General features: G+C 47.9%; 21 protein-coding genes. 5 read left to right on the plus strand and 16 right to left on the minus strand.

The window, feature by feature from the left end; translation table 11 throughout:
* Positions 1 to 57 precede the first annotated feature (57 nt).
* The 9 genes from G9G54_RS07370 to G9G54_RS07410 form a co-directional block, all read right to left on the minus strand.
* Entirely contained in the window at positions 58 to 2,718 is a 2,661-nt protein-coding gene (locus tag G9G54_RS07370) for a PBP1A family penicillin-binding protein (protein WP_165177078.1), read from the minus strand.
* A gap of 190 nt (positions 2,719 to 2,908) precedes the next feature.
* The gene (gene hfq, locus G9G54_RS07375) at positions 2,909 to 3,154 is read right to left on the minus strand and encodes an RNA chaperone Hfq (RefSeq protein ID WP_023989043.1); all 246 of its coding nucleotides are present in this window, start codon (positions 3,152 to 3,154) and stop codon (positions 2,909 to 2,911) included.
* Positions 3,155 to 3,174: 20 nt separating this feature from the next.
* On the minus strand, positions 3,175 to 4,155 hold the full coding sequence (miaA, locus tag G9G54_RS07380; protein ID WP_069289755.1) for a tRNA (adenosine(37)-N6)-dimethylallyltransferase MiaA: 981 nt from the start codon (positions 4,153 to 4,155) through the stop codon (positions 3,175 to 3,177).
* Complete coding sequence (locus G9G54_RS07385) at positions 4,139 to 4,987, minus strand: class I SAM-dependent methyltransferase (RefSeq protein ID WP_165177080.1); 849 nt, start codon at positions 4,985 to 4,987, stop codon at positions 4,139 to 4,141. The genes miaA and G9G54_RS07385 overlap by 17 nt, the downstream gene beginning before the upstream one ends.
* Before the next feature lie 12 nt (positions 4,988 to 4,999).
* Positions 5,000 to 7,174, minus strand: a complete 2,175-nt coding sequence (gene mutL / locus G9G54_RS07390) for a DNA mismatch repair endonuclease MutL (RefSeq protein ID WP_165177082.1) — start codon at positions 7,172 to 7,174, stop codon at positions 5,000 to 5,002.
* A 63-nt stretch (positions 7,175 to 7,237) separates the two neighbouring features.
* Positions 7,238 to 10,057, minus strand: a complete 2,820-nt coding sequence (gene mutS / locus G9G54_RS07395; protein ID WP_165177084.1) for a DNA mismatch repair protein MutS — start codon at positions 10,055 to 10,057, stop codon at positions 7,238 to 7,240.
* 110 nt (positions 10,058 to 10,167) lie between these two features.
* Complete coding sequence (locus G9G54_RS07400) at positions 10,168 to 11,403, minus strand: putative amidoligase domain-containing protein (RefSeq protein WP_165177086.1); 1,236 nt, start codon at positions 11,401 to 11,403, stop codon at positions 10,168 to 10,170.
* 131 nt (positions 11,404 to 11,534) lie between these two features.
* Positions 11,535 to 12,092: an outer spore coat protein CotE gene (locus G9G54_RS07405; RefSeq protein ID WP_061831597.1), complete on the minus strand. Its 558-nt coding sequence runs from the start codon at positions 12,090 to 12,092 to the stop codon at positions 11,535 to 11,537.
* A gap of 126 nt (positions 12,093 to 12,218) precedes the next feature.
* Positions 12,219 to 13,115 (minus strand): LysR family transcriptional regulator, encoded by an 897-nt coding sequence (locus tag G9G54_RS07410; protein WP_165177088.1) that lies wholly within the window; start codon positions 13,113 to 13,115, stop codon positions 12,219 to 12,221.
* A gap of 115 nt (positions 13,116 to 13,230) precedes the next feature.
* On the opposite strand from G9G54_RS07410, the gene G9G54_RS07415 reads away from it, so the two are divergent.
* Positions 13,231 to 14,547 carry an amino acid permease gene (locus G9G54_RS07415; protein WP_165177090.1) on the plus strand — a complete coding sequence of 439 codons (1,317 nt, stop codon included), beginning with the start codon at positions 13,231 to 13,233 and terminating at the stop codon, positions 14,545 to 14,547.
* A 21-nt stretch (positions 14,548 to 14,568) separates the two neighbouring features.
* On the opposite strand, the gene G9G54_RS07420 is transcribed toward G9G54_RS07415, so the two are convergent.
* The 5 genes from G9G54_RS07420 to G9G54_RS07440 all read right to left on the minus strand — a co-directional run bounded on the left by G9G54_RS07420 (position 14,569) and on the right by G9G54_RS07440 (position 20,066).
* Positions 14,569 to 15,525 carry an aromatic acid exporter family protein gene (locus G9G54_RS07420; RefSeq protein ID WP_023989050.1) on the minus strand — a complete coding sequence of 319 codons (957 nt, stop codon included), beginning with the start codon at positions 15,523 to 15,525 and terminating at the stop codon, positions 14,569 to 14,571.
* Between the two features lie 153 nt (positions 15,526 to 15,678).
* Positions 15,679 to 16,512, minus strand: a complete 834-nt coding sequence (locus G9G54_RS07425) for an ABC transporter permease (RefSeq protein WP_013310592.1) — start codon at positions 16,510 to 16,512, stop codon at positions 15,679 to 15,681.
* Positions 16,513 to 16,520: 8 nt separating this feature from the next.
* The gene (locus G9G54_RS07430) at positions 16,521 to 17,333 is read right to left on the minus strand and encodes an ABC transporter ATP-binding protein (protein ID WP_165177092.1); all 813 of its coding nucleotides are present in this window, start codon (positions 17,331 to 17,333) and stop codon (positions 16,521 to 16,523) included.
* A complete protein-coding gene (locus G9G54_RS07435) occupies positions 17,330 to 18,421 on the minus strand; it encodes an ABC transporter substrate-binding protein (protein WP_165177094.1) in 1,092 nt (363 codons plus the stop codon). The genes G9G54_RS07430 and G9G54_RS07435 overlap by 4 nt, the downstream gene beginning before the upstream one ends.
* A 127-nt stretch (positions 18,422 to 18,548) precedes the next feature.
* Positions 18,549 to 20,066: a carboxypeptidase M32 gene (locus tag G9G54_RS07440; protein WP_165177095.1), complete on the minus strand. Its 1,518-nt coding sequence runs from the start codon at positions 20,064 to 20,066 to the stop codon at positions 18,549 to 18,551.
* 173 nt (positions 20,067 to 20,239) lie between these two features.
* Here G9G54_RS07440 and G9G54_RS07445 point away from each other — a divergent pair, with 173 nt between their 5' ends.
* The 4 genes from G9G54_RS07445 to G9G54_RS07460 all read left to right on the plus strand — a co-directional run bounded on the left by G9G54_RS07445 (position 20,240) and on the right by G9G54_RS07460 (position 22,517).
* A complete protein-coding gene (locus G9G54_RS07445) occupies positions 20,240 to 20,803 on the plus strand; it encodes a beta-class carbonic anhydrase (protein WP_061831592.1) in 564 nt (187 codons plus the stop codon).
* A 251-nt stretch (positions 20,804 to 21,054) separates the two neighbouring features.
* A complete protein-coding gene (locus G9G54_RS07450) occupies positions 21,055 to 21,627 on the plus strand; it encodes a PadR family transcriptional regulator (protein WP_061831591.1) in 573 nt (190 codons plus the stop codon).
* A 152-nt stretch (positions 21,628 to 21,779) separates the two neighbouring features.
* Positions 21,780 to 22,235: a hypothetical protein gene (locus G9G54_RS07455; RefSeq protein ID WP_061831590.1), complete on the plus strand. Its 456-nt coding sequence runs from the start codon at positions 21,780 to 21,782 to the stop codon at positions 22,233 to 22,235.
* 3 nt (positions 22,236 to 22,238) lie between these two features.
* A complete protein-coding gene (locus G9G54_RS07460) occupies positions 22,239 to 22,517 on the plus strand; it encodes a YxcD family protein (RefSeq protein WP_013310599.1) in 279 nt (92 codons plus the stop codon).
* 145 nt (positions 22,518 to 22,662) lie between these two features.
* Here the strand turns inward: G9G54_RS07460 and G9G54_RS07465 are convergent, their stop codons facing one another.
* Complete coding sequence (locus G9G54_RS07465; RefSeq protein WP_165177097.1) at positions 22,663 to 23,577, minus strand: STM4011 family radical SAM protein; 915 nt, start codon at positions 23,575 to 23,577, stop codon at positions 22,663 to 22,665.
* Positions 23,574 to 24,992 carry an STM4012 family radical SAM protein gene (locus G9G54_RS07470; RefSeq protein WP_165177098.1) on the minus strand — a complete coding sequence of 473 codons (1,419 nt, stop codon included), beginning with the start codon at positions 24,990 to 24,992 and terminating at the stop codon, positions 23,574 to 23,576. The genes G9G54_RS07465 and G9G54_RS07470 overlap by 4 nt, the downstream gene beginning before the upstream one ends.
* Positions 24,993 to 25,011 lie beyond the last annotated feature (19 nt).

Here is a 25,011-nt window from a genome sequence, read left to right on the forward strand (position 1 = left end):
ACGGTCCGAAAATACCTTTGATTTGAAGCAAATTCAACTTACATAAAGCAATACTTGCTAATCCCGATTGTGGCGTCCACGATTGGAGTTCGAATGACCGTTGGAATTGCCTTCTTGAGTTCCATCCGTTGTGACTTCAGTCGTAGATGCATCCGTATTTTCTGGATTTACCATAGTATCTTCATCAGAAATACCTGCATCCGGTGTAGTAGTCTGACCATTTTCCTGATTTGTATCGTTTCCATTGCCGGAATTGCTATTATTGTTGCCTGTGCCTCCAGCACCATTCCCACTAGTATCTCCAGGAGATGCCGGAACCTGACCTGAGCCATTATTGTTGTTGATACCGCCAGGAGCTGTATTTCCCTGATCTGTACCGTTTTGTCCGTCTGTAGCCCCGCCATTATCCGGTAAGGTTCCATTCTCGTTTGGATCAGTCCCTTGTTGTGGATCAACCGGAGTAGTCTCTGCCGGAATTTCCACACGGATCGTATTAGAAGCCTCGGATTCTTTACCATCCGCTCCATAAGCCACTACATAATATTCATACGTGTTTCCAGCTATAGGAGACGTATCTTCACCACTCGTGCCCTTCATGGCCTCCATGATTGTTGCAAAACCTGCATCGGAAGCCCCTTTGCGATACACACGGTATTGTACATTATCCCCCGTCGCCGCAGTCCAGGACAACGATACAATTTGGGTGTCCTGACTATAAGACCCGCTCAGCCCGCTTGGAGCGGTAGCCTGAACCGGCTCTTCTGGCTTCTGCTCAACTGGTGGTTCATATCCCTTCGGCTCGCTGAATTGCGTAACCGGGTGTCCCTTGAGAGCTTCACCCATGACTCTTCCGAAAAAGGCTGCCGACTGCCCACTGTAGTTTCTGAGCATATGCTTGCTGTCCGGCTTATCATAACCCATCCATACTGCTCCGGTATATTCTGGCGTATAACCGACAAACCAGATGTCCCGGTTACCACTGTTACCGCTAATTCCACTTTGGGTCGTACCCGTTTTACCAGCTACAGGCCAGTCAATACGTGCTTTGCGACCTGTGCCGCTATTGACTACATTTTGCATCATTTGTGTCATTTCATAAGCCGTTTTTTCACTCATTACAGATTTAGATTCCTCTTCATGAGTATAAACTACCTGATCATCACTATTATTAATTCGTTTAATGGAATAAGCCTTTTGGAATTGTCCTTTATTGGCAAAAGCGCTGTAGGCCTGCGCCATTTCAAGGGTATTCGTTCCTTTGCTTAATCCACCCAATGCGATAGCAAGTGAGTGATCATTTTTGTCCATCGGAATGCCTACGCTCTCGGCAAATTGAACCCCTTTTTCCACACCGATTTGGTTCAGCAACCATACAGGCGGAATATTTTCAGACTTCGTAATGGCATCGAGCATGCTGATGGTTGATGAGTAACCATGCAAGTTTTTCGGACTGTATCCGTTAAAACTCTGGCGTTCGTTACTCAAAGGGGTATCCATCGTAAATTTACCGGATTCAAGAGCTGGCGCATAGGCTACAATCGGCTTGAAAGCCGATCCTGGCTGTCTGCGGCTCTGTGTCGCACGATTGAAGGTTCCCTTTTTATAATCTCGTCCGGGTGCCATCGCGGCAATTCCACCTGTTTGGTTGTTAATAATGACCATCGAGGCTTGAACAGGCTGATCGTCAGGACTTTTTTCGAACATGTCATCATCTGCCATCGCCTGATCCAGCGCATTTTGGGCCTGGGCATCCATTGTCGTATGAATCTTATAACCACCAATAATCAAATCATTGCCGCTAACTCCTGGCAGTGCATCCTCTGCCTCATCCATGACGTATTCCATGAAATTTTGATACTTTTGAACTTTTTCTGGTTGTTTGTAATTGTAATTTACAGCCTTGGCCTCTTCCATCTCTTGCTTTCCAATCATCCCTTGCTCAAACATCAGCTGGAGAACCACCGCACGTCGTGCCTTCGAGTTTTCCGGGTTACTGATTGGATTATACTTGGATGGCCCTTTCGGAATAGCTGCCAGTGTAGCAATCTGCCACAACTTTAAATCTTTTAAGTTCGTTTGCCCAAAATAGCCTTCCGACGCTGCTTTAATTCCAGAATACGAGCGTCCAAACCAAATCCGGTTCAGATAAAGGGTAATAATCTCATCTTTAGTCAACCTCCGCTCCAGCGCCATTGCGATGGATACCTCGGTCGCTTTACGGAAAAAGGTTTTGTCACGTGTCAAAAACAAGTTTTTGGCCAACTGCTGAGTCAGCGTACTGCCGCCCTCCACTGCAGAACGAGCCACGATATCCTTTACGGCCGCCCGACCGATAGACCAAATATCAACCCCTTGATGCTCCATAAAACGCTTATCCTCTGTTGCGATAAAAGCTTTTTTGAGCAATGGTGGAATTTCTTCACTTTTGACAGGATCGCTTTTTTGCACAGACAACTCACCCATGAGGACACCGTTGCGATCATAAACCTTCGATGTCTCGTTCACTGTAATTTTGTCCTTGTTGGCTTCGTAAATTTTTTCACCATTAACCATGACAAATAAATATCCACCAAGTGCACAGAATATGGCTAAGGCCGCTGTAATAAATAGCGTCCACCCCACTCGCTTACCTGTTATTTTCTTTTTCTTGCCCTTCGGCTTCTCTTTAGATGTGTTTCTATTGCGATTGCCGGATCTGGACAATGAATCGTTTGGCATTCCCCTGACTCCCTTTCGCGAATAATCATATGATACCTAACATAAGCCAAAAGCTTGCTGTCGGCAGCATGAAAGTAAACGGAATGAAAAGAACAACCCTGATCAGGTTGCTCCCGGTCACATTCCTATACAGTTAGACGAGACGGACGCCTGAAAAGTTTCATGAACCCGGGCGACCGTCAAGCCGTAATCAGTTATCGCTAGCGTTATCCTGTTGCTGTACAAGCGATACATTGCGTTGCGGTGTAAAGGTGGAGATGGCATGCTTGTAAATCAGCTGTTGCTTTCCATCCGAGTCGATAACAATCGTAAAATTGTCAAATGCTTTAATCGTCCCTCGCACCTGAAATCCATTGATGAGGTATACCGTTACAGGTATAGAATCCTTGCGCAATTGATTCAGAAACGTATCTTGGATATTAATGGACTTGTTCATTTTAGCCGTACCCCCAATAATCATTTGGATTGTTTTGAAGTATATTCAAGGTCTGTCCGGAACTTTCCTGCTATAATTTCGTGTATTCGGGCTGCATGAGCAGAAAAATTTCCGAAATCAGTGACATCTACCCACTGGATATCCTTCATATGGCGAAACCACGAGAGCTGTCGCTTCGCAAAATGACGCGTATCCCGTTTTAGCCAAGTCACCGCCTCTTCCAAAGACACCTCTCCCCGCAGGTAGGAGGATATCTCTTTATAGCCTAGACCTTGCATGGAGATGGCATCGCTTCGCACTCCCCGTTCCATTAAGGAGGTTACCTCAGCAACAAGCCCTTGATCGAGCATCCCGTCAATTCGGTCTTCAATACGTTTATATAGCATTTGCCTATCCATTGTCAAACCTACGATGCAGAGTTGGTAGGGAGATTCCTTTTTTTGACTGGCAAGTTGAGAGCTAAGTGTCGTTCCGCTAACATGGTAAATTTCCAGTGCCCGAACGACACGACGACGATCATTAGGATGCAGACGAAGTGCACTTTCGGGATCAACCGCCTGTAGTCGCGCATGAAGCGCGTCAGCTCCAAACTGTTCGGCATAGTCAAGCTGTTCCTGACGAAAAGCTTCGTCAGCCCCCACCTCGGAAAACTGGTATTCATAGCAGACTGATTCTACATATAAACCTGTTCCGCCTACGATAAACGGTAGCTTTCCTCTAGATTGAATATCAGGTATGAGACGACGACAGTCTTCCTGAAATTGGGCTACTGAATATGGGTATTCAGGCTCATGAATATCAATTAAATGGTGCTTGATTCCTTCCATTTCCTGTTCGGAAATTTTGGCAGTTCCAACGTCCATATGACGGTATACCTGCATGGAATCCCCGGAAATAATTTCCGCGTCAAATTGTCGAGCCATCTCGATGCTTAGTTTCGTCTTGCCAACCGCAGTCGGGCCAACAAGAACAAGTAATTTAGGCTTAGGTGCCACTGTCAATATCAATCACTCCGTACACTGTTTTCGTTGTGCCCCGCTGCTCTACACGGAAGCCGAGGCGGGCAAATTCCCCGCTACCCCGTTTTTCTTTTAATACAATTGTTTTTCGTGCAATCCGTTTCGCATGAACAATACTTTCCTCATTCAACGCCTCTGGATTAGCCAACCCTCTCAATGGACCGATTGCGCTGGAATCGAGCAACGGATCACGAAACATAGGGTCAAAATAAATAATATCTATACTGCGATCCGGCAAACTGCCCAAATAGTCCAAATGATGACCAAAACGAACGTCAATGTTGGAAAAGGCCTGATCTACTTCAGCGTTGCCGGAACGGTAATGCCTCATTCCATCCTTGATTAAAGCATAGACGGGGAAAGAACTCTCCACAGCCGTGACTTGTCCAGAGCTTCCCGTTCCAATTGAAAATAGAAGAGAATCCGTACCAAGTCCTGCGGTGCAATCCAGTACAGTATCACCCGGGACGAGCCGGGCAGCCGTCAACATCGGGTCAGGTTCACCCTTTAATACCCGTTTGGCGCGAATGAAGCCCATACTCGGGTGAAAAACCATCGGTGATTGTTCTGGACTAATCAGCCTCACTCCGCCCTGCACCAGAACCAATGCTTGGCGGACTCTGTGAGCCGCGATTAGCTTAGCTACCGATATGCCACGACGAGGGGCATACAACACCCCTAACTCGGCTGCAAGCAGCTTCGCTCGCTCCACAACCTCAGCCGAGGGGGAATCCCCTGTCGTGACCAGTAATTCGACTTTTTTTTCCCGTAGCCTCGACCGCTCTTCTTCACGGTTTTCTCGATCCTGTAACATATATATACTCCCTTACATTACTCTTTTAAACAGCTTCTCTAAATCATATGTGGAAAAGGAAACCACAATAGGTCGCCCATGAGGGCAAGTATATGGTTGTTTGCATGCTGCCAAACGCTCTAGCAGCACGATAGCCTGTCGGTCAGTCAGCTTCTGGTTTGCCTTAATAGAAGCCCGGCAGGAGCACATGATCGAGGCTGCTTCCCGCAGCTTTGCAAGATCAATGGCTCTTTCCTCGAGCACCCATCCGGCCATTTCCTCAATAACATCCGCTTCTTCCCCTTGGGGAAGCCAGTACGGGTAAGAGCTGACACGGAAAGTTTGACCGCCAAAATGCTCCAAATACACCCCCGCCTGCTCAAACCAGTGCAGCCTTGTTTTCAACTTTTCTGTCTCGGAAGGCGTAAAATCCAGTGTAATTGGCAGTAGCAACTCCTGCGATACTGACTCGGGATTACCGAATTTTTCATAATAAAATTCATAATTGACTCGTTCATGTGCGGCATGTTGATCAATTAAATACAAGCCCTGGTCGTTCTGTGCAATCAGATATGTCCCGTGGTGCTGACCGATTAAATTCAGTTCAGGAAAAGTGGGCAACTCTGGAACTTCTCCCGACACCGCTGCCAATTGCTCTGCATTTAGACGTTGCTGGCGAGGCTTCTGATCCGCGAAATGACGGGAATCCGTAGCGTGTCCTGCAATCGGCGGCACAGAAGATGGGTAAGCAGCAGAAGCAGCCGTTTCCTTTATCCCTCCACTGTATAAAGAAGATGTGCCTATTGCAGCATTATCTCCTTCGGACGACTGTACAGTCGCTCCATCAGGGAGCGGCACGTCCCCTCTAACTTCACTCCCGTTGTTTTCTTCCACAAAATCTGCATCCAGTTCATCATCACTAATACTTTTACCTGAAAGGTTGTTTGCCCGTCCAATGGCTGAGAGGCTATCCCTGCTCGGACGTTGCTCACGCTCCTGGCTACCTCTGTTATTCTCTTCGTTTCTGTTCAAGTGATTGGATTGGCCCGGTACCTGGTTCTCCGGCGAGGTCACGGAAAGTGGCAGTGCTCCCCCCCGGTCTTTGTCGGAAGGAGCATCCCCTTCCGCACCATTTCCCTTCGAGAAGTGAAACTGCTCCTGCACAAACGAGCCACTGTCCTTGCCACCGATCTCGCGCTTGACTGCCTTCGGAATCAGCACTTGCTGCCCTAAAACAGCTTTTACCGAATCCTCGACCAACTGAAACAGTTCAGCTTCCTTGCTGAATCTTACCTCCAGCTTGGCAGGATGAACGTTAACATCCACCAAAGAAGGATGCATTTCCAGTTGGATCACAGCCAGCGGAAAACGATTGATCGGCAATAAGGTATGATACGCCTTGAGCAACGCCTGATTAAGCCCGTAGCTACGCACAAAACGTCCATTCACTACCGTCGATATCGCATTCCGATTCGATCTGGTCCACTCTGGGCGGCTGATATAGCCGCTAATTCGGTAATCGAGGCTCTCTCCTTCCAGCAGCAGCATGGACTTCGCCGCAGAAGTTCCATAAATAGCGGCAATCACCTGGAGCAAATCACCATTACCCAGCGTTTGCAACAATGTATTGCCATTATGCCTCAATGTGAAGGCAACCTCAGAGTGCGAAAGCGCCATTCGGTACAATACATCCGAAATGTGTCCCAGCTCGGTCTGGATTGTTTTCATATATTTCAGCCGTGCAGGTGTATTATAAAACAGCTCCCGTACGGTAAAATCCGTCCCTTGCCTACTAGCGGCATCCTCGTGATGCACCAGCTTACCGCCCTCAATCACCAATTTACGGGCACGCCCGTCATCTCCGGCTGCTGTAAGCAGCTCTACTTTCGATACAGCCGCTATACTTGGCAACGCCTCTCCCCGGAAGCCGAGACTTGTGATCTGAAACAGGTCGCGACCATGTCCGATTTTGCTTGTCGCGTGCCGATAGAATGCCGTTTCTACGTCTTCAGGCTCAATGCCACTTCCATTATCCGTCACCCGGATACTTTGCAGGCCGCCTTCTTCTACCCATACGTCCACCCGCGTACCGCCTGCATCAATCGCATTTTCCACCAGCTCCTTCACGACGGAGGCTGGACGTTCCACGACCTCACCGGCAGCAATCTGGTTCGCAATATGTTCATCCAGTACCCGAATTTTAGACATCCTTTTAACCTCCTCCTGACTTCAAAGTGTGATGAAAAATAAGAATAATGTCACTTATTTTAACTACAGGCCATTGGCCTTGTTTTTAAGATCATTTAATAGCTGCATTGCCTGTAAAGGAGTCATATTCATGACATCAGCATTTTTCACCTTGCGCAAAATTTGGCGCACAATCGGATTAGCCTCTACTGTCTCTGCGTGTGGCTTGGAGGCGGCAAGCTCCTGCTCTCCGAAAATGGACAGCTGTACCACTTCGGTTGCTCCTTGCTCCAACGTGCTGGAAGTTTCCACCGTCTGCAGAGTATCTTCTTTTACCAGGGTGGCCTGCTGTGATAAAGACTGAGCTGATGATGCAGTTTCTCCGCTTTCTCGCAATGTCTGGCCTGAATTATATTCGGTCAAAGAAGAAATATCTTCTGTCCCTGAAACTGTACGAAGATCAGTCCCTTCCTTCCCTCCTACTACTGTCTCGGTACCTGCCGTTACTTGAGCCGCTGCCTGTTCAAAACCATTCAGCAGTCCATTCGCTCGCTCAATAATGTTATTGGGCAAACCTGCAAGCCGAGCACAATAAATACCATAGCTACTGCTAGCCGCTCCCGGTATGAGCTTGCGCAAGAAATTCACCTTGTCGCCGCTTTCCTGCACAGCCATAGAGTAATTTCGCAGCGAAGACAGGCCTTGCTCCAAATGCGCCAGCTCATGGAAATGCGTGGATACCAGTGCCTTACAGCCGATCGTGTCATGGACAAATTCGATGACTGCCTGTGCAATTGCCATTCCTTCACTGGTGGACGTACCTCGTCCCAGTTCATCAATAATGATCAAGCTTCGCGGAGTTGCCTTGTCCGTCATTACTTGGATGTCTGCCATTTCGACCATAAACGTACTCTGCCCGCCGATGAGATCATCCGCCGCGCCGATCCGTGTGAAAATGCGATCCAGCATTGGCACCTTGGCACGTGCAGCAGGGACAAAGCAGCCAATTTGAGCCATAATTGCAATAAGTGCAACCTGACGCATATACGTACTTTTCCCAGCCATGTTCGGCCCAGTGATAAGTAGAATATGCGCATCGGCTTCCTCCAACACCGTGCTGTTTGCGATAAAACCGCCATCTTTCATTACGGCTTCCACCACGGGATGGCGCCCCTGCTCGACTACGAAATCATATCCTGTAGTCAGCTCAGGTTTCACAAATCCCCGTTCCGAGCTAACCGAAGCCAGCGACTGATACACGTCAATTTCAGCAACTTGTTCCGCCAGCTTTTGCAAACGGGGAATTTCAGCGTTCAGTTTACTGCGAAGCTCGGTGAAAAGCGTGTACTCCAGATCAACCATTTTATCCTCGGCTTCCAGAATTAGAGATTCCTTTTCCTTCAACTCCGGTGTAATATACCGTTCCGCATTCGCCAACGTCTGTTTGCGTTCATATCGACCTTCCGGTAACGAAGCCAAATTGGATTTAGTCACCTCGATGTAATAACCAAATACTTTGTTGTATCCAATCTTAAGTGACCGAATGCCGGTTGCTGCACGTTCCTTGGCCTCTAGCTCAGCGATCCAACGCTTACCGTTCACACTCGCCTCGCGCAGTTCGTCCAGACGCTGATGGTAGCCTTCCTTAATAAGACCTCCATCCCTTACGGAAATCGGCGGTTCATCCGCCACCGCTTCCTCAATCAACGCACACAGGTCTGTACAGCTATCCAGCGTTTGTGCAATTCGTCTCAGCGTCTTCGAAGGAGATTCAGCGCACAATTCGCGTAAAGACGGAATTCGGGCCAGCGACAGCTTGAGAGCGATCAGATCACGTGCATTAGCACTACCAAAGGCGATCCGCCCAACTAGACGCTCCAGATCGTAAATCTCTTTAAGCTGAGCACGTACATCCTCTCGGAAAATAAACTGGTGGTATAGCTTGTCCACTGCCTCCAAGCGTTCCTCAATAAGGCTGCTGCTCAACAGCGGCTTGTCGATCCAACGACGTAACAGACGCGCACCCATGGATGTTTCTGTGCGGTCCAACAGCCACAATAGCGAGCCTTTCTTGGAGCGTTCACGTACCGTCTCCACCAGTTCCAGATTTCTGCGGGTGAATGGATCCAAAATCATAAAATGGTTTGGCTCATATACCGAGATTTGGGTCAATTGGCCTAACGATCTTTTTTGCGTTTCATTCAAATAGGAAATCAAGCGCGATACGCACTGTCTGCGTTCCTCCGTAAGCCTTGCCCACGTGGCTTCCCCAAATTGATCCCGAACCAAATCATCCTTGGATTTGTCCCAGGCCGTATACACAACACGCCGTCCAACGGGGGACATACGGGATGTCACAAAATCGAGCAGATGACCATCTCCCAACATTTCGGAAGGCTCATAAATGTTAATTTCATCTAGTAGCCATTCTTTCGAATCAGGCACAGAAGTCACATACAATTCACCTGTTGACAAGTCGCACGCCGCAAGCGCCAGCATCCCGTCCGTCTCTGTGACACATACCATGTAGTTGTTGGATTTGTCACCCAGCACCTTGCCTTCCATCACCGTTCCCGGGGTCACAACGCGGACAATATCCCGCCGTACCATCCCCTTTGTAGCTGAGGCTTCCTCCATTTGCTCACAGATGGCCACCTTATAACCCTTCTCAATGAGGCGCTGTATGTAATTTTCAGCTGAATGATAAGGCACGCCGCACATCGGAATTTTTTCCGTGGCGCCACCCTCACGACCCGTAAGTGTAATTTCCAGTTCCTTGGATGCAAGAATTGCATCATCGAAAAACATCTCGTAAAAATCTCCCAGACGGAAAAACAAAAATGCATCTTTAGCCTGCTCTTTTATGGATAAATACTGCTCAATCATCGGTGTATATTTGGACATACCGTTTACTAACCCCCACACTTTGTTCCGTTTAAACTTATAATTATCTCTCATTATATCAAAAATGACAGTTGATAACATGAAACCGTTCCTGGTGTCGACACTTGATTTTACGTAAGCTTCCAATATGGGCGCAAATCCCGTGATTCATCCCACTGTTTCCCCTTGCGGAGGCTGTCCAGCAATGGCGCTACATAAGCTTCATATTGCGAGTATATTTCCAGTGAAACCATATCCAAAATAAGAGGTTCCATATACTCCTTAAGCACAGATTGATTTCCTTCATAAAAGGCTCTGTGAGCCTCCTCCTGACCCAGCGGCCTACGTTGCAAACGCGGATATTGAGAAGCAATGAGAAACGCCATTCCAATCACACCTTTCGCCAGCTGTGGCGAAATAAGAAAACTGGGCAGTGTACGATATTCAAAGCCTCCATACGACTGACGGCGAAAATCACCCAAATTGCCATAATGCGGTCTGCGCCGGACCGCACGCTTGTCTTCCAGTAGCGCCAAAGGCAGTGCCAAATAGTTATCCAGTGCCCGGAGCAAGGCACCGTTTAGCGAAACCCCGCTGAAATGCAGATGTCCGCCCAGCGGAAAACCCGGTTGCGGCATCCCCCCCGCCTGCCAGATGAGTGTGCGGTCAGCAATGCGCCGGGCAGCTGTTGCAAAAGCTTGACGCAGATGCTTCAGTAGGCGGGCCGGATCTTCGCTCGGCGCAGGACGAAGCTCAGCGACTGGATACAGCGTTCGTCCCCGGCGGGTAACTGCATCACAGCCGGCTATGCCGAGACGGCCCAAATATCTTGAGGCCGGAACGACCCGTCCCTCTGGCATACGAACCAGCACAAATTCGGGGTCCATTCCAATGAGTAGTCGATCTCTCCCTCGTTCCACTGAAAGATTCTCACCCTCAATATCCCCTTCACGCGCAGCAATTTCATATAACGTGGCCAAACGTCTATCGTTCAGCCATGGCTGTGCCGAGACTTCGCGCACCTGACAGCTGCGCTCCCCCAGCGGCGTCAGTACCACCTCACCACTGTCCAAACCCAGTGTGTACAACGCACGTACAGCCAGCCGCTCCATCCGGACATAGAGCGGTGAATGTTGATCCAGCTCAGAAAGATCGTATGCGCGGACTTTGGAAGATCCCTCGATGGCACGTCTACGAATTTCCAGCACTCGCAGTTGATGGATTTGCACCGCGTAGCCTATCGCAAAATCTGCTATACTGCTATCCATCCACTGCACCGCTATGCCTGAACGCTCCAGTCTACGCTTTTTTTCATCATTTGGCATCTGTCTGAAGCGTATGAGCGCCTGTCCCGGCTGCTGCATCATATTCCCCCCTACGGACTACGTACGGATTTCACCCCAATTTCAACCCAAACAATAAAAAAGGAGGGCCTTTGCCCCCTGCGCAGAATCAGCCGGCGCAAAGAGTAAAGCGGCCCTCTTTTTGGTTACTTCTGTCAGAGCTCGTCGTCAATGAGGTCGGGGTCGAGCTCCTCATAGTCCCCCTCTTCCGCTCCAAAATCAAAGTCTTTTTCAAAATCATCGCTGCTACCATTCGGGAATACTTCTACAACAATCTTCGTTTCCGCCACCAGCTCCACCGCAAATTCCCGCTCGACCCGGATCATTACGCTGCCACCTCCAGAAGACACACTGGCCTCGACACAACTCGGCTCCTGTGTAGCTTCGGCGGATACTTCCACTGTAGACGCCCGGTGCTTCGGATCAAGATACGAGAGCGGCACATTTTCTACGTACGACACCGTTTCCTTGGCCACATCGGTCTGCGAGTTTTTATCGTATGAGTACCAAATATTGATATCATACGTCCCGACGACCTCAATGCCGTCCCCCGCCGCCACAGCTTCATACTGGTGGTTAATAATCCATGCCCCTAAAATGCTCGTTGGATTATTCGGCGGAGTTACGGTATGGGTTACGGTAGAGAATCTGCGACCTTTACCACAGATCGCTTTGGTAATAATCTCTCTACGATTTTTATGACTTAATGCCATTCTTGAACCTCCTCCATACAATCAATCATTCCATACATATGTATGCAGGTTGTGGGCGAATGTTGAGTGAATAGGCGAAAAGGAAAAAATATTATTTGTATAAGCATATGCCGCGATGGCTTGAACTCATGCACGCCAATGTGTTACATGCTGCTCAACGATCTGTAAAAATTCACTAAGAGCCGGAGATTTCCACTTTTTCGTGTGATAAGCGACCTGAGTAGCCACCTGCTGTTCACTGTCATCCCAGGCTAAACGCGCCATTTTACCTTCTCGCAGCTCATTTTGTACCGTTACCAGCGGAAGCAGCGCTATACCCAATCCAGCCATGACACACTGCTTGATGGCTTCAATACTCCAAAATTCCAGGCTAGGGTCTGAAAAAATTCCGTGTTTATTCAAATACTGCTCAAAAAGGATACGGTACGTACATCCTGCCTCCGTATGCAAAATAGTTTCATCCTTCAAGTCGGCAGGCTCTACCCGGGTATAGGTAACCAGCGAATGCTTAAGTGGAGCAACCAAGGCCATCGGCTCATGAATAAGCGTGGTGACATTCAGTTCTCTATCCTCCGTCTCAGGCTGTAGCAAAAAAGCCAAATCCAGCTCACCGGAACGAATCAAATCGCGTAATTCCCAGCATTCACCGGGTTTAAGGACAATTTTAACCTTCGGATACTGTTCTCTGTACTCACGGATCAGGCTTGGTAGACGAAAAGCGGCCAGAGATTCTGGTGCTCCTATTTTCAGCGTGCCTGCCAATTCCGTTTCTGAACGAAGCGCATCCTTAGCCATAGCATGCATCTTGGAAATTTCCTGCGCATAGGGCAGCAGACGTCGTCCGGCATCCGTCAGCATGATTTTTTTGCCAATGCGATCAAAAAGCGGCGTACCCAACTCCGTCTCTAGCGCTTGAATTTGAGCAGTGATACTCGACTGTGCATAATCCAGTATACGCGCTGCTCGCGTAAAACTGCCTGCCTCAACTACATTTAAAAAGGTAAACAAATGCCGCGATTCCATAATCCGCTCCTTCAATCGGTTTTTCCGATGCAAGCAATCGTTATATTCCGTTTTTCCGATAGATTGATTATCTGATAAGCTGGAGGAAATAACAAGCGAAAGAAGGCTTTTCTGCATGACAAATGAAAATAAACTTCAATCCACCATTGGTCTTCCTCAGGCCATTGCACTCTATATCGGAGCTGTACTGGGTTCGGGGATATTGATTGTGCCTGGTCTTGCTGCCCAAATGGCGGGGCCGGCATCGCTGCTGGCATGGGGTTTTATGACCCTGCTCATCCTGCCAATGGCACTTTCCATGGGGCTTCTATCTGCCAAATTTCCGAATGCGGGAGGGGTATCGCACTTTGTCACGTTGGCCTTTTCCCCACGTGCCGGTGCTTATATCGGGTGGTTTTTTCTCATGTCGGTTCCGATTGGGGCACCTGTTGCCGCACTCACCGGAGCCGGCTATATGACCGCAGCCATGGGCTGGGGAGAGGAAAGTCGCATAATGTTAGCCGTTGCTATGCTGGCGGTGGGCCTGATCATCAACTGGATCGGCATGAAGGTCGCGGGACGTATTCAGATCGCAGTCGTCATAGCTATCGTTGCCGTCCTTATATTCGCCATTGCCGCAGCACTTCCTCAGATGAAAACAGTCCATTTCACCCCGTTTGTTCCACATGGCTGGCTCTCCATCGGTCAAGCGGCCGCGATTTTGTTTTGGTGCTTTATCGGTTGGGAGGCCGTGTCCCATATGTCAGAGGAATTCACCAATCCCCAGCGGGCGGCCGTTAGAGGTGTGACCATTGCAGCCGTCATTGTCGGTTTACTTTATTTCTTAACTGCGCTGGCTACTGTGGGCACACAAAGTTACCTTGCAGGGGATTCGGATGCTTCGCTCGTATGGGTGATTAGTCGAGCTATCGGGCCATGGGGCGCGATAATTGCAGGCTTGACGGGTATCTTTATTTGTACCGCTACTATTATTGCTTATGTTGGTGCCGCTTCACGTGTCGCTTATGCTTTATCCCGGCAAGGACAGCCCTTTCGCTGGATGGGCAGGTTATCCCAACGTTTCCATACCCCTATCGGAGGCATTGCTTTTCTTAGCGTCTGCTTCGTGATCATTATGGTTTTGTACGGTAGTGGCGCTGTTTCACTCACTAAGCTGATTCAATTCCCGAACGCCACCTTTATTCTGACCTATCTCGGCGGTTGTGCAGCAGGAATTAAGCTTCTACGTGGTAGTCGCTGGGGCGTAGCCATTAGCTGGATATCGTTCATCTCTACGGCGATCGTTTTCCCCTTTGTCGGATGGGCTATGCTGTACCCTTGCCTGATCACCGCTGTCTTATGGACCACAGACCGAATTCGGCACAAACGGACTTTGAGTCAATCGGCTTCTACCATTACTGAACAAGAAAAGGCTACTGTCCGTCACGGATAGTAGCCTCTCAAGGCCTTTACTCTAATTTTTCACTGGAGTAGGGGCCTTGTCCTTTTTCGCAATTTTCAAATACTGATGAAGCTCATGTGTAAGCTGCAATAATGCCGAACGAATCTCAAATTCCTCCCGGGTTGCGGGAAGCTCCATGGCTTTAAATTCTTCACGAACCTGCTCTAGCAGCTTCTCGGTCTGTCCCGTATAATGTCCAGCCAAAACGTCATTACTAAGCTGGTCGAACAGCTCGGCCAGAAGCTTGGCCTGCGGCATATGCTGATACATTTGTGCGATCAACTGCATCATGTTTTGGATCGAATCCAGCTGTTCTTTTCGCATATAAAAATACACATTCCAGCCCTCTTGGGGACGAAGCATCTGATTTTCCAAGGAACGCCCCGCCTCAGTAACCCCTTTGGCTATCACGCTGTTCGCTTCAATAACTTCCTTGCCATCCCATATGTATGCTGGACTACGCAGCGTATTGGCCATATTTCTGAATATAACAGAAAATGTCCGATCCACCTCCTGCCGAATTTGTTGCATTGTATTATCAGAACCCGGCATATAGGCTAAATTGACAATCATCGCGGAACCCAGTCCAATCACTAGCAGAGCTAGCTGGGTCAGCAGTACCTCCATATCAATCACGCCGCCGCTGAATACGCGAAAGACTACGACCGAACCGGTGACGATCCCTTCTTTAAATCCCACACGTACAATGACTGGAAACGCCGTTAAAATATATAATGCCAGTACCCAATCATGGAATCCGAATACCACAAACAAAACACAAGCAAAAAGAAGCCCCACGACGGATGCAAAAAATCTCGCCGAAATGGTACGGAGACTTCTCTTGCGTGTGACATCCACCCCCAAAATCGCTAAAAGCCCTGCTGAGGTGGCTCCATGAATGCCAAAACCCTCCGCAATAAGTACGGCCATTAATGCGGCAATAGCCGTTTTAATCGTACGAAAGCCCATGAAAAAATTCTGTCCTCTCTAGATGAAATCTGTTTCAGCATTTTGCATAATTCGAAATTTATGCATAATGCTCATTTTCATAAATTTTAAGTATTTTCATTTTTCATGGTACTTTATTTTCACGTTTTACACAAATGTTCAGAAATTTTATTATTAGCGATGAGGACGACCAGAAAGCAGACGATGCTCCACATACACGACCGCCTGATACATCAGTGTAGCTACGACAGCAATGATCAACAGACTGGACATAACCAGCGTGAAATTGAACACCTGAAAACCATAGATAATCAAATAGCCTAAGCCGTTTTTAGCCACCAGAAATTCACCAACAATCACACCAACCCATGCCATACCGACATTCACTTTCAGCGTAGAGACGATTGCAGGAAAGGATGCAGGTAAAATCACCTTTTGAAACGTATCACGGCGTGATCCGCCAAACGTGCGAACCACTTTGATCAGATTCGAATCGACTTCCTGAAAGCTGTTGTATACGACTAGTGTCGTAATGATGACCGTAATGGAGAGGGTTGTCATTAGGATAGCAGTAAATCCCGCCCCAAACATGACGATAAAAATTGGACCTAGCGCCACCTTAGGCATACTGTTGAACACGACCATATAGGGATCAAGCACCCTCGACAAAAACGGTGACCACCAAATAAGTACAGCCAGCAACGTACCTAACAGTGTACCGAGTAAAAACCCCGCCATCGTCTCTCCCACGGTGACACCTACATGTCCCCATAATTCACCACTGACCGCATCCTTGCCGATCTGGGTGAAAATTTTGCTCGGATAGCTGAACAGCAGTACATCAATCCACTTCAAACGGCCTGCAATTTCCCATAGCACAAACAAAAGCAGTAAAATAGCTGTCTGCACACCTGTCACTAACCATCGTTGCGAACGCCTGCTGCGTAAATACGCCTGATGTAGTCCTTGAATCCAACGTTGCTCAAGCTGATCCGCTTCGTCCTTCATACGTTAACTCACTCCTTTGCTCCCGAAGCCTCCAGTTCACCCCATATTTCATGAAAAAGCTCATTAAAACCCGGCTGCTCGCGTGCATAAAAAGGCTGAGCTTCTCGGATGCAATCCGGAATCTCGAAGGTACGTCGGATATGACCCGGATTTCGACCCATCACTATAATCCGGTCACTGACCGCAATGGCCTCGGCCAAATCATGTGTGACTAAAATAGCCGTCTTCCTCCGCTCGCGCAAGGTTTCCGCAATCAGATCTTCCAGCTGTAGCTTGGTTTGATAATCCAGCGCGGAGAACGGCTCATCCAGCAGCAGCAGTCCCGGATTGGTCGCCAGCGTCCGTACCAGCGCCACGCGCTGGCGCATTCCCCCAGACAACTGGGATGGATGCAGATGCTCCTTCCCTCCCAGACCCATGCCTTCCAGTAACAGCCGTGTCCGCTCACGCGCAGCTTCATCTACTCTGTTGCCTAGTTCCAGACCCAACAATGCGTTATCCATTATCGTCCGCCACGGGAACAGATAATCCTGCTGTAACATGTAACCGACCTCTGGACTCGGACCACTTACCGGCTGACCTTGCAATATAACTTGGCCTGCCGCTGGACGCAGTAGCCCCGCGATCATGGACAGGATCGTCGTTTTGCCACAGCCGCTTGGACCAACCAAGCTGACAAACTCCCCTGTCTCTACGGAAAAATCAATATTCTCAACCGCCAGCGAAGCTTCACGATCCGTTACATAGACATGCGTTACTTGCTTCAGTCTCACCATCGGGATGGTCGCGTCCAAAGTTAGGCTACTCCGTTCCTCCATCATGACGAACCTCCAGCCCCGACACCTGCATCCGTAGATTCAGTTGTGCTCTTTTTCACAGGCGGTTCAGTATTCCCGGTAGAGCTTGACGAAATCGCTTGTTGTGCAAAGCTTGGGTTCACTAACTTATCTAGTGCAACCGGACTTTTAAGCTCCCCTGCCGAGGTCATGACATCCTGTAAGTTCTTCCATTCCTTTTCCTCAATCATCGGGTTCAAAGCATAGGTACTCTGTTCCTTATATCGCTTGATACTACTCGTTAAAACAGCTAAATCTGTATCTTTAAAATAGGACGTGATTGCTTCGGCAATCTGTTCAGGTGAATGCGTAGCAATCCACTGTTGTGCCCGATATACAGCATTTGTAAATTTCTGTGCAGCCTCGCTATTTGTGTTCAGGTAGCTTTGCTTAGCCATATATACCGTATACGGCAACTCGCCGCTCTCCACACCGATAGAGGCAACAACCCGCCCACGACCTTCCTTTTCAAAAATAGATGCCTGCGGCTCAAACAGCTGCACATAATCCCCTGTACCGGAGCCGAAAGCAGAGGCAACATTAGCAAAATCAATATTTTGAATCAGCTTCAGATCCTTGTGAGGATCAATGCTGTGTTTGCGAAGCGTAAATTCAAGTGACATTTGCGGCATTCCGCCCTTGCGTTGGCCTAAAAAATTTTGCCCTTTCAGCTTTTCCCATTCAAAGCTATCCTGCGTTTGACGGGCAAACAAAAAGGTTCCATCCTTCTGTGTCAGTTGGGCAAAATTAATGATAGGGTCCTCTGCTCCTTGCTGATACACATAAATAGATGTTTCCGCGCCGATCAGCGCGATATCCGCCTGATTGGACAACAACGCCGTCATCGCCTTGTCACCCCCGGGAATCGTTGCCAGCTGGACATCCAGTCCCTCCTGAGCAAACATCCCCTGGCTCAAGGCTACATACTGCGGCGCATAAAAGACCGTACGGGCTACCTCGCCTAGTCTGATCTCAATCGTCTGCTCCCCTCCTTTGGGGGTGCACCCACTGAGCAACAGTAATCCGAGTAGTGCCGCAGCCACCACAGCTTTGAAACGAGCGCCGTTTTTCATCCTTATTCCCTCCCCACCTTTTTACATCGGTTGACTTCATATATTGTTATGCCGTTGTCGATATTTTGGTTAATTGCAAAAAAAAAACCCACGTTCGCCCGGGAACGCAGGGTAGATGCTATATGATTTACAGCTTGTATATGGAGGTATATTTCTCTTGCAGATAGTCGGCGAGATAATCCGGGTTCAGATCCTCACCTGTAATGGCTACAATCAACTCGGACGGCGTCCGACTCTTGCCGTAACGGTAAATACGTTCGGTCAGCCATTGCTTGATCGGCTCAAGCTCTCCAGCAGCAATTAATTCATCTAGATTTGGCAACTCTTTACGTAATGTCGCCAAAATTTGCGCTGCATACATATTGCCAAGCGAGTAGGAAGCAAAATAACCAAAATCACCGCCGGACCAGTGAACGTCTTGAAGTACGCCCAGTCCGTCATTCGGTGGAACAAGTCCCAAGTATTCCTTATATTTCGCATTCCACACCTCGGGGAGACGCTTCACATCCAGCTTTTCATTAAACAGCATTTTTTCAATTTCATAACGGATAATGATATGTAAATTATATGTTAGCTCATCCGCTTCAATACGAATCAGTGAATTTTCCACACGGTTGACTGCCCGGTAGAATTGCTCTGCCGTAACCTTTGCCAAACGATCAGGAAAATGCTTTTGCAAATCATCGTAATACCGATCCCAGAAAGCACGACTGCGTCCGATTTTATTCTCCCACAAGCGGGACTGGGATTCATGAATCCCCATAGAGGTTCCTCCAGACAGTAGTGATCCTGCCAGCTCTGGAGCAATATTTTGTTCGTACAGCGCATGACCTCCTTCATGCAACGAACTGAAAATAGCACTGGTTACATCATCTTGCAGATAATGAGTTGTTATACGCACATCACCTGGATTTAATCCTGTTGCGAAAGGATGTACACTCTCATCCAAACGACCTGCGTCAAAGTCATACCCCATCTGTCCTAAAATGAATAGGCTGAACTTCTCCTGCTGCTTCACATCAAACACACCATCTAAAAAGCTCTTATCCGGCTGGTTCGATGAAGCCTGAATTTTAGACAATAGGGGCACAAGGCGCTTCTTGAGACGATCAAACACAGCATCCAGCTTTTCAACCGTCATCCCCGGCTCATATTGATCCAAAAGCGTGTCATACTCTGTATCCTTAACACCCCAGTATCCGATAAACTCACGCTTCATGTCTACGATTTTAGACAAGTACGGTTCAAATCCGGCAAAATCGCTATGTTCCTTTGCGTCCTCCCACTTGCTCTCTGCCTGTGCTGCAAGAATGCTATAATCCCGGTATCGGTCTGCCGGAACCGAACGATTCAGTTCATAATTTTTACGGCATTCCTCCACCAATCTGCGATCATTGTCCTCCAGTTGCTTCAGCTTGTCTTCTACGGCAAAAAATTGCAGCAATTGTCCCATTTCATCCGAGATCATCAGCTTGAACATTTCAGTGGACAGCATACCCAACGTCTCCGACCGAATATCAACGCCCTTGCGCGGAGCGCCAGTCCGTAAATCCCAGTGCAGCAGACCTACTGCTTCGCCATAACTACTAATTTTGTGTGCAAGCTCCTTTAAAGCCGTCATTTGATCCAACGTCTGTTGCGTCATATTTGAGGTCACCTCTTTAACTTAAATTGGTTAAAACTTTACAATACCTATACTTGATGATACTTATATTAAAAAGTATAATCAACACACAACATGTACGACCAGCTCCTAAGACCTAAAACAAACGTTGGACTGTACATATCAAACTTTTTTAGAATCTGGAGGGAACAATCGTGGATCACATCAAAGAAATTTTAGAGTACAATCGTGTTTTCGTAGAAAACAAAGAATACGAGGCCTATAGAACGGGCAAGTTCCCCAATAAAAAAATGGTCATTATCACCTGTATGGATACACGGCTAACGGAATTACTCCCAAAAGCTATGAACCTGCGCAACGGTGATGTGAAAATCATCAAAAATGCGGGTGCGATTATTTCACAGCCCTTTGGAAGCGTAATGCGCAGTGTGCTAGTCGCCCTGTATGAGCTGGGAGCAGACGAAGTCGTCGTCGTAGGCCATTATGAATGCGGTATGGCTGCATTAAATGCAGACCACATGGTCAATGAAATGCTCGATCGCGGAATTTCTCAGGAAGTGCTGAACACATTAGAAAATTCAGGCATTAAGCTAAATAAATGGTTAAAAGGTTTTGATAACATTGAAGAAGGGGTAAGAACTACCGTGAAGCTTATTAAGAATCACCCGCTTCTCCCCCCTAATGCCCCCGTTCACGGCATGGTTATTCATCCAGATACAGGAGCGTTAACGCTTGTCGTTGACGGGAATGAACAGTAAACAGGATACGCTTCGGTAGAAAGTTACCAGGGTAGTTTAAGCTCGTACATACGAGCCTAAACTACCCTTTTTTATGAAAAAAAGTGCATATACGTGGAGAATGACAGGAGCCAATTTTGGCTAACCTGTGAACGACCTGTCTGAAAGTTGTCAAACCATACAGTTTCAGTGTACACTTTTCATGAAGCAGCAGAATACCTGCCGCAGTGCTGTTACAACCGTTACTATGATGGATGAAGGAGATAAGATCTATGAATTTACTATCGTATGGTCTGTTGGGGCTTCTCGCAAGAGAGGAATCCTCCGGCTATGATCTGATGTTGCGTATTCAGCCTTTTTGGCAGGCTAAGCACAGTCAGATCTATCCGCTACTGGCCCGTATGGAGAGCAAGGAACTGCTGGCCTCTCGTTGGATTCAGCAGTCCGACAAGCCTGATAAGAAAATGTATACCATTACCGACAAGGGAATCCATATGCTTCAGCAATGGTCCCAGGAAGCGTTAGCTGCTCCGGTTACACGGGATGAATTAAGTCTTCGACTGTTCTGTCTTTGGTTGACGGACAAAAGTAGTGCCAATCGTATGCTGGAAGAACGCAAACGTCATTTTATTCAGAAAATCCAGCATCTTGAGGATATTCTGAACGACATTCCCGCAGAGAATTTACATTTTGGCAGTAAAAACTTTGGTGACTATATTTTAGTACAAAAAGGACTTTTGAATGCTAAAGCAGGTCTGGAATGGTGCCAAATGGTTCTGCGCATGCTGCTTGCCGGTGATGTCAGTACGGATACTAATCCATTTTTACTTAAGCCGCAAAGCTGAATGCTTTTACCAATCCATGCATAGGATTTATGGGACGTTATTATTTAATTTTTAAAAATTAAAATTCTTTGAAACCCTTTTCCATGCCATTCGTATTACTGGTTAGCGGTTGTTTGACCTATAAAAAAATTTACTAAGGGGGATATATTTACATGAAAAAAACATTTACTTTGAAAAATATGATGATGCTGATGATGGCTTTTACCCTACTCATTGCTATGATCGCACCATCTACAGCTGATGCAAGGCGAGGCGGCGGGTTTAAATCCGGGCCTAAATCATACCAATCTACACCAAGCAAGGCAAATGACAGCAGTGGCGTCAATAAGTCAGATAGCGGAACCAAGTCAGGAGCAACTGCTGGGAATACAAACAGAACTGGTGGATTCCTTGGCGGTGGCGGCGGATTCCTGAAAGGTATGATGCTGGGCGGTTTGGCAGGTATGCTCTTCGGCGGATTGTTCGGCAACATGGGCGCATTGGGTAGCTTGCTTGGTCTGGCCGTTAATGTTCTCGCCATTTACGTCCTGATCATGGCCGGAGTAGGTATCTACCGTGCTATTAAAAATCGTCGAAGACCAGATGATTCCCGCGGAGGACGTTACTAAGCTATGATTTTGAGTATGGATGAGATTGTCAACGCTATTTGCTTGCATATGGCTGAACGCAAAGGTGTCCAGCCCACTGATGTAACAGTAGAATTAAGCTGGGAGGAGGATACAGGTTATTCCGCAGAAGTTCATGTACAGGGCCGCAGTCAATATCTGGTGGAAGCCAACATGATTGAAGCAATTCTGAGATACCTGTATTCCGAATACAATATTCGTGCCTATCGCGAACAAATCAGATTGGATCTGGATGAAGAAATTACTGCTATTGTCCAAACTTGATTATTTCGCATAAGATCGTCGCACAAACTTATTATAAAACAGAAAAACCGACCCTTGCTTGATGGCAAGGGTCGGTTTTTTTGCTCGTTTTCTAATAGATCATTAAGGTTGCTATAGCATTACATTTAGACGCGGACGTTCCTTGCTATATGGATTCATTTGCTCTATGAATAGCCTGTCTGCTAAATGATGGAGCCGGAGATAGCTGTACCTGCGGCACCCTTTCGAGTAAGCCACTACCGTACATTTCCCGAAACGGCTGCTCCTCCATATGAATATAGCCGATATAGCAGCCGCATTCTTTCATCCGGCACGGACGTTTGCCACTCAGACCCTCAAGACCATCCCTGTATAAGTGTCCTAGCACCCGTCGATCCTGATAGCAGTGTTTTACTCTTCCGTCACCCTGGACATAAAATACATCTTCACCAGCGCGACATGCCCGCCCCTGACTGCTATAATCCTTTAAATTCCATTGAAAATAGGGATCTATCGTAGTTAATTCAGCAACCTCAACATCTGTATAATAATGTGGTCGATCCTTGTAGGCGTTGATCCACAAATAAACATCCCTTGGAAGTTGCGATCGCAAGGCACGAATAGCCGGAAATGCCTGTCTTAACCCGACGGTACCGACACTATAGGAAATGCCAAGTTCATATAGCTTCATAGCCTGCGATATAAAAACTTGCTCTTTCGTCTCTCCAGGGTGATATGTAGCCCACAGCGCAGCAGTCTCCGGGTTCAGTTCTTGCGTCCAATCCAGCTTAGTCGATAGATTCGTCTGTACCGCCACTTTTTCCACATGCGCCATGTGGGAAAACTCAATCATGGTCTTGCGATACCAGGAATGAATCAAGGCTTCTCCATACGGATTAAAAAAAATAGAGAGACGATGCCCCAGAGCGCCCTGTTCTCGTACCCAATCGGCAAAACGTTCCAACTGGGCCCGATCCTTGTTCAACGTTTCCCGACTATCAACGTTTTTACTGAACGGACAGTATGGGCAGGCATAGTTGCACGAGGTCAACGAACCACGATAATATAAGGTCGCTCTCATGCGCCTACATATCCTTCCATGCGCTCACGTACTGATGTGGAGATCATCCAGTCCCCAATCGCATCGGAATAGGCCATTCCTTCCTCTGTAAGTCGCAGCCTAGCCTCCTCGACGACAGCCATACCGGATTCCAGCAGCAATGACATTCCCGTAAAATCGTCCGACAGGGATACATCGAAGCGCTCTGCATAGGCCGATAGCTCCAAACCTTTCCGATGAAGAAGCGCCTTTAAGATAAAGCGTCGCTTACTCTCATCCACATTTAAAATAAAGCCGTAGTCAGCCAGATCATGACGTTCCGCAGCAACATAATCTGCGATAATACTACGCGTAGCTGCTGCACTAACACTGTACCGGCTGGCATAGTGAACATTACGTGTATAGGATCGCGCACCACACCCCAGACCAGCCATACCTTCCTCCTGACAACTGTAGGGCAAAAGCTCTTTGCTGGATAAACCATCATTTTTTGCAAAACGGCGCATGGAATATTGTACATATCCTGCCTGTTTGAGCCGTTCGCGCGCCACTTCATACAAGCTAAGACGAATATCATGATCCAGCCCGGTATAGCCTGGCTTTAAAATCGTATTTTCTCGAATATATAGCGGATAAAGAAAAATCTCTCCTGGCGAGTAAGACAGTGCTTCCTCTAAAGAATACAGCCAGGTTTCCACCGTTTGACCAGGCAGGCCATAGATCAGATCCACGTTCAGCAATGGAAAGTTGTATTCCACCAGCCGCTCAAGTGCTTCTCTAACAAGTTTGGGCTTCTGAGGTCGGTAAATGGCGGCACTTTCTGATTCCACAAAGCTCTGAATTCCCATGCTGACACGATCTGTCCCGCGGCGCTTGAGCACCTCCAACCTATCCTCAGTCACAGTATCGGGAGAGGTTTCCACCGAAATAGAAGCTCTTTTAGGGTCCAGTCCCATTATATTTTCCGCTATGTCAAACAAACGCTCCACCAAAGGAGCCTCCAGTAGGGTCGGTGTACCGCCGCCGATGGCAAAACGTGAAAAAGGCCGACGGCCCATAATGGGTGCCCATTGCTTGGCTTGTCTTTCTAGCGCATCCACATACTCCTTATGTACATCCAGACGCTTGTCCGGCAAAGTGAAGAGGTTACAAAATCCACAGCGAGCCGCGCAAAACGGAATATGCATATACAAAAAATAGCTTTCTAACTCCTCCTTCTCCCACAGCTCCTGCAATGAGAGCGGTGTATCAAACGAACGATAGGCCGTTTTATGCGGGTAAGAGTACAGATAGGAGCGGTAGGGAGCTTCACGGATCGTGCGTGCCCATTCAGCAGGAGTTTCAGGCCACTGAAACCTAGACGGTGCTAAGTTTGTGTCTATCTCCGGGGCTACCGCACCCGTTGGATGTGAGTGATTCAGATTCATGGCTTTCATTTCTGCTCCTTCCTTGCGC

Origin of the sequence: Paenibacillus sp. EKM212P, assembly GCF_011066115.1 — a bacterium.
Classification (GTDB): Bacteria; Bacillota; Bacilli; order Paenibacillales; family Paenibacillaceae; genus Paenibacillus; species Paenibacillus polymyxa_B.

Excerpts from the sequence above, each read along its gene's own strand:
- G9G54_RS07370 (WP_165177078.1), bottom strand. The coding sequence starts at position 2,718 with ATGCCAAACGATTCATTGTCCAGATCCGGCAATCGCAATAGAAACACA.
- hfq (WP_023989043.1), bottom strand. The coding sequence starts at position 3,154 with ATGAACAAGTCCATTAATATCCAAGATACGTTTCTGAATCAATTGCGC.
- G9G54_RS07385 (WP_165177080.1), bottom strand. The coding sequence starts at position 4,987 with ATGTTACAGGATCGAGAAAACCGTGAAGAAGAGCGGTCGAGGCTACGG.
- mutL (WP_165177082.1), bottom strand. The coding sequence starts at position 7,174 with ATGTCTAAAATTCGGGTACTGGATGAACATATTGCGAACCAGATTGCT.
- mutS (WP_165177084.1), bottom strand. The coding sequence starts at position 10,057 with ATGTCCAAATATACACCGATGATTGAGCAGTATTTATCCATAAAAGAG.
- G9G54_RS07400 (WP_165177086.1), bottom strand. The coding sequence starts at position 11,403 with ATGATGCAGCAGCCGGGACAGGCGCTCATACGCTTCAGACAGATGCCA.
- G9G54_RS07405 (WP_061831597.1), bottom strand. The coding sequence starts at position 12,092 with ATGGCATTAAGTCATAAAAATCGTAGAGAGATTATTACCAAAGCGATC.
- G9G54_RS07410 (WP_165177088.1), bottom strand. The coding sequence starts at position 13,115 with ATGGAATCGCGGCATTTGTTTACCTTTTTAAATGTAGTTGAGGCAGGC.
- G9G54_RS07415 (WP_165177090.1), top strand. The coding sequence starts at position 13,231 with ATGACAAATGAAAATAAACTTCAATCCACCATTGGTCTTCCTCAGGCC.
- G9G54_RS07420 (WP_023989050.1), bottom strand. The coding sequence starts at position 15,525 with ATGGGCTTTCGTACGATTAAAACGGCTATTGCCGCATTAATGGCCGTA.
- G9G54_RS07425 (WP_013310592.1), bottom strand. The coding sequence starts at position 16,512 with ATGAAGGACGAAGCGGATCAGCTTGAGCAACGTTGGATTCAAGGACTA.
- G9G54_RS07430 (WP_165177092.1), bottom strand. The coding sequence starts at position 17,333 with ATGATGGAGGAACGGAGTAGCCTAACTTTGGACGCGACCATCCCGATG.
- G9G54_RS07435 (WP_165177094.1), bottom strand. The coding sequence starts at position 18,421 with ATGAAAAACGGCGCTCGTTTCAAAGCTGTGGTGGCTGCGGCACTACTC.
- G9G54_RS07440 (WP_165177095.1), bottom strand. The coding sequence starts at position 20,066 with ATGACGCAACAGACGTTGGATCAAATGACGGCTTTAAAGGAGCTTGCA.
- G9G54_RS07450 (WP_061831591.1), top strand. The coding sequence starts at position 21,055 with ATGAATTTACTATCGTATGGTCTGTTGGGGCTTCTCGCAAGAGAGGAA.
- G9G54_RS07455 (WP_061831590.1), top strand. The coding sequence starts at position 21,780 with ATGAAAAAAACATTTACTTTGAAAAATATGATGATGCTGATGATGGCT.
- G9G54_RS07460 (WP_013310599.1), top strand. The coding sequence starts at position 22,239 with ATGATTTTGAGTATGGATGAGATTGTCAACGCTATTTGCTTGCATATG.
- G9G54_RS07465 (WP_165177097.1), bottom strand. The coding sequence starts at position 23,577 with ATGAGAGCGACCTTATATTATCGTGGTTCGTTGACCTCGTGCAACTAT.
- G9G54_RS07470 (WP_165177098.1), bottom strand. The coding sequence starts at position 24,992 with ATGAAAGCCATGAATCTGAATCACTCACATCCAACGGGTGCGGTAGCC.